Origin of the sequence: Propionicimonas sp. (assembly GCF_047606205.1) — a bacterium.
Classification (GTDB): domain Bacteria; phylum Actinomycetota; class Actinomycetes; order Propionibacteriales; family Propionibacteriaceae; genus Propionicimonas.
Map to the genome: position 1 here is coordinate 1 of NZ_JASGES010000015.1, position 4,614 is coordinate 4,614.

Annotated in this window: 4 protein-coding genes and 1 pseudogene; all 5 read right to left on the reverse strand. The window is 74.0% G+C overall.

Going from position 1 to position 4,614, the window contains the following annotated elements:
- Window positions 1–309: amidohydrolase family protein (locus QM633_RS00960; protein ID WP_415151845.1), on the reverse strand; the 309-nt coding region annotated here is incomplete at its 3' end.
- Complete coding sequence (locus QM633_RS00965; protein ID WP_415151846.1) at window positions 306–1,466, reverse strand: formimidoylglutamate deiminase; 1,161 nt, start codon at window positions 1,464–1,466, stop codon at window positions 306–308. The genes QM633_RS00965 and QM633_RS00960, both read right to left, overlap by 4 nt.
- Window positions 1,463–2,737: a Zn-dependent hydrolase gene (locus QM633_RS00970; protein WP_415151847.1), complete on the reverse strand. Its 1,275-nt coding sequence runs from the start codon at window positions 2,735–2,737 to the stop codon at window positions 1,463–1,465. The genes QM633_RS00965 and QM633_RS00970 overlap by 4 nt, the downstream gene beginning before the upstream one ends.
- A 1-nt stretch (window position 2,738) precedes the next feature.
- Window positions 2,739–4,385, reverse strand: coding sequence for a urocanate hydratase (gene hutU, locus QM633_RS00975; RefSeq protein WP_415151848.1), 1,647 nt, complete (start codon window positions 4,383–4,385; stop codon window positions 2,739–2,741).
- A pseudogene (locus tag QM633_RS00980) lies at window positions 4,382–4,614 on the reverse strand (hypothetical protein); the annotation flags it as partial. The gene hutU and the pseudogene QM633_RS00980, both read right to left, overlap by 4 nt.

A 4,614-nucleotide genomic window follows, 5' to 3' on the forward strand; every position in this document is an offset into this window, starting at 1 on the left:
CTCGGTCGCCGCCCGGGTGGCCGCGACCGTCGTGCGGATGCCGCCGGCCTCGTAGCGCTGCCCGGCCATCCGCGCGGCGAACTCCTCGGCGCGGTCGCCGGCGAAGACCAGGTGGGTGTGGGAGTCGACGAATCCCGGGATGACGGCTCGTCCTCCGGCGTCGATCGCCTCGTCGGCCGCCGGGGTCTCGGCGGACGCGCCGAGCCACGCGACGCGGCCGTCCTCGATGACCAGGCCGGCGTCGTGGCGGACGGGCCGGTCGGCCTCCCAGGTGACCAGCTCGCCGATGCCGGTGATCGCCGTGCTCATACCCGGCTCCAGACCTCGTCGATGGCGGCGGCCAGGTCGTCGGCGACCTCGTCCGGGTCGAGGCCGGCGGGGGGCGCCACGTCGGCGGCCGAGGCCGCCCACAGCGGTTCGGTCCCGCCCGCCGTCTGCACCGAGAGGTGTACGTCGACCAGGTCGTCGACCGCGAAGCCGAGGGACGCGTGGCCGTCGGTCGTGGCCGCCGTCCACAGCTGCGTGGCGTCCCAGCCGTCGCGGCGGCCGCTGGCCAGGCGCTCGTGCATGGCCAACCCGCGAGCCTCGGCGAACGGGTCGATCACGGTGTTCGAGTCGGAGCCGAGGGTGATCCGCACCCCGGTGTCGCGCAGCGCGATCGAGGGGCCGATGCCGTCGGCGAGTTCGGCCTCGGTGGTGGGGCAGATGCAGGCGTAGCTCCCGGTCGCGCCCAGGATGGCGACGTCCTCGGCACCCAGGTGGGTCGCGTGGACGGCGGTTGTGCGCGGCGACCACACGCCGGCGTCGGCCAGCAGTTGGACGGGCGTGCGTCCGGTCGCCGCGAGGCAGGCCTCGTTCTCCGCGGGTTGCTCGGAGACGTGGACGTGGAGCGGCGCGTCCGGCAGCGTGGCGGCGGCGACGGCCAGGTGTTCCGGCGGGACCGCGCGCACCGAGTGGATGGCGGTGCCGATCACGACCAGGGGATCGCCGGCGTACTGGGAGGCAAGCTCGGTGACCCGCTGCTGCCACGCGTCCAGGGTGAGGACGAAACGCTCCTGCGCGGGATGCAGCGGCTCGCCGGCGAAGCCCGCGCGCTCGTAGAGGGTGCTGAGCAGGCAGATCCGCAGGCCGACCGCCCGGGCCGCCTCGATCACGGCCCCGGCCAGGTCGGGGGAGTGCAGGTAGTGGAACTCGCCCACGCTGGCGTACCCGGCCAGCCGCATTTCGGCGAAGGTCGCCCTGGCGAGGCGGTGGTAGAGGTCGGGGTCGAGCGCGCCCGCGACGGCGTACATGCGATCCCGCCAGCCCCAGAAGTCGCCGCCGCCGACCGTCCGCGCCCGGAGCGCCCGGTGGAACGCGTGCGAGTGGCAGTTCGCGAACGCCGGCACCTTCGGGCCGGGAGCCGGTGACCTTTTCCCCCGTGTTCGGTGCACAACGTCACTCGGTGTGCTCGGTGACTCGCTCATCCGAGCTCCTCGACCACCTTCGTCAGGGCATCGACCCCGGCCTCGATGTCCTCGGGCGCCGCCGACTCCTCGGGGGCGTGCGAGACGCCCGTGGGGTTGCGGACGAACAGCATCGCCGTCGGCAGCTTCGCGGCCAGGATGCCGGCGTCGTGGCCCGCGCCGGTCGGGAGGACGGGCGCGTCCAGCAGGCCGGCGATGCGGTGACGCAACTGATGGTCGAACTCGACGGCGCCGCTGGTCGACTCCGCCCGCACCGTCACCGTGGTGCCGTCCCCGGCCGCGGCCCACTGGGCGCGCGCGACGATGCCCGCCACCAGCGCCTCCAGCGCGGGCTCTGCGTCGGCGCGGGCGTCCAGCCAGGCGGTGACCCGCGAGGGGATCGAGTTGGTGCTGCCGGGGCTCACCTGTACGCGTCCGAAGGTCGCCCGTGCCCCGACCGGACCGAATGAGGAACCGTCCCCCATTCGGTCCAGGCGCCGTGAGTCGGCTGGTGGACCGAATTGGGGACGGTTCTCTACTCGGTCCACCGCGAGCTCGCGGGCGGCCAGCACGGTGGCGGCGTAGGCCAGCATCGGATCGCGGCGGTCGGCCATCGCCGTCGCTCCGGCGTGGTTGCCCTGCCCACAGAAGTCGAAGCGGTAGCGGCCGTGCGGCCAGATCGCGGACGCGACGCCGACGGCCGCCTGGTGGGGCGCCAGCCAGCGGCCCTGCTCAATATGAAGTTCGATGTAGTACTCGATGTCATCCAGCCACGACGCCACCCCCGCCGCGCGGGGATCGTGCCCGCGAGCGGCCATGACCTCGCCCAGCGAGGAGCCCTCGTCGTCGCGGAGCGCGAGGGCGGCGTCGCGCGTGATCGCCCCGGTGGCCAGCCGGGAGCCGAGGCAGGCGACGCCGAAGCGTCCGCCCTCCTCGTCGCTGAAGTTCGCCACCGCGATCGGACGCGACGGCGCCCACCCGGACGCCTTCAGCCCGGCCAGCGCCGCGAGCGCGGAGGCGACGCCGAGCGGGCCGTCCAGCGGACCGCCGTCGGGGACCGAGTCCAGGTGTGAGCCGAGCAGCAGCGCCCGGTTCGCCTGCCCGGCCGCTCGCCACCAGGCGACCTGGTTGCCGTTGCCGTCCTCGGTGACCTCCAGGCCCAGGTCTGCCGCGGCGCCGGCGAACCACTCCCGCAGCGTCATCGTCGCGTCGTCCCAGGCCAGCCGGGTGTAGCCGCCGTCGGGGTTGCGTCCCAGTGCGGTCAGGTCGGCGAGCAGCTCGTTGGCGCCCATGTCAGGGCATCGGGATCCGGACGCCGCGTTCGCGGGCGACCTCGAGGGCTCGTTCGTAGCCGGCGTCCGCGTGGCGCATCACGCCGGTGCCGGGGTCGTTCAGGAGCACGCGCGAGATCTTCTGCGCGGCCAGGTCGGTGCCGTCGGCCACGACCACCTGGCCCGCGTGGATCGAGCGGCCGATGCCGACCCCGCCACCGTGGTGCAGCGACACCCAGGTCGCCCCGGAGGCGGTGTTCAGCAGGGCGTTCAGCAGCGGCCAGTCCGCGATCGCGTCCGAGCCGTCCGCCATCGCCTCGGTCTCGCGGTAGGGCGAGGCCACCGAGCCCGCGTCCAGGTGGTCGCGGCCGATCACGATCGGCGCCGAGATCTCCCCGGACGCCACCAGCTCGTTGAACCGCAACCCCGCGAGGTGGCGTTCGCCGTAGCCGAGCCAGCAGATCCGGGCGGGCAGGCCCTCGAAGTGCACCACCTCGCCGGCCGCGGTGATCCAGCGGCGCAGGTGCTCGTCGTGGGGGAACAGCTCCAGGATCGCCCGGTCGGTGGCGGCGACGTCGGCGGGGTCGCCGGAGAGCGCCGCCCACCGGAACGGGCCCTTGCCCTCGCAGAACAGCGGACGGATGTATGCCGGCACGAACCCCGGGTACGCGAACGCCCGCTCGTACCCGCCGAGCTCGGCCTCGGCCCGCAGCGAGTTGCCGTAGTCGAAGACCTCCGCGCCCCGATCCAGGAAGCCGACCATGGCCTCGACATGCCTCGCCATGGACGCCCGCGCCCGCTCGGTGAACCCGGCGGGATCGGACGCGGCCAGCGCATGCCACTCCTCGACGCTGACCCCGAGCGGCAGGTAGCTCAGCGGGTCGTGGGCCGAGGTCTGGTCGGTCACCACGTCGACGGCGACGCCTTCGGCCAGCAGTCGCGGGAACACCTCGGCGGCGTTGCCCACCAGGCCGACCGACAGCGGCCGCCGCTCGGCCTTCGCCGCCAGCACCTTCCCGACCGCCTCTGCGTCGTCGTCGGTGTACTCGTCGAGGTAGCCGTGCTCGACCCGCCGCGCGAGCCGGGCCGCGTCCACGTCCACGATCAACACCGCGCCCTCGTTCAGGGTGACCGCCAGGGGCTGCGCACCGCCCATGCCGCCGCAGCCGGCGGTGAGGGTGAGGGTGCCGGCCAGCGTCCCGCCGAACCGCTTGGTCGCCACCGCGCCGAAGGTCTCGTAGGTGCCCTGCAGGATGCCCTGGGTGCCGATGTAGATCCACGAGCCGGCGGTCATCTGGCCGTACATCATCAGGCCCTTGGCCTCCAGCTTCCGGAACTCCGGCCAGGTCGCCCAGTCGCCGACGAGGTTGGAGTTGGCGATCAGCACCCGCGGCGCCCACTCGTGCGTCCGGAACACCCCGACCGGCTTGCCCGACTGCACGAGCAGCGTCTCGTCGGCCCCCAGCTCGCGGAGCGTGGCCACGATCGCCTCGTACGCCTCCCACGAGCGGGCAGCCCGCCCGGTGCCACCGTAGACGACCAGGTCGTCGGGACGCTCGGCAACCTCCGGGTCGAGGTTGTTCATCAGCATCCGCAGCGGCGCCTCGGTCTGCCAGGACCTGGCCGAGAGAGTCGTTCCGCGGGGTGCGCGGACGGGGTCGTGGTTCATGCGTTCTCCTTGGTGAGGGCCGACGCTCCCCTGGGGGCGTCGTGGGGGGCGGGCGGCGCGTCACGAAGCGCCGCCGTCACGAGTTGTCCGCTTCGGACGAGCAGGTACGCGGCCTCGATGTCGGGGGCGAGGAAGCGATCGGGGCCCGGGCCGGCGACGGACTCGCGCAGCGCGGCGATCGCCGCGCCGGTGGCGGGGCCTGGACGCAGCGGCGCCCGCAACTCGACGC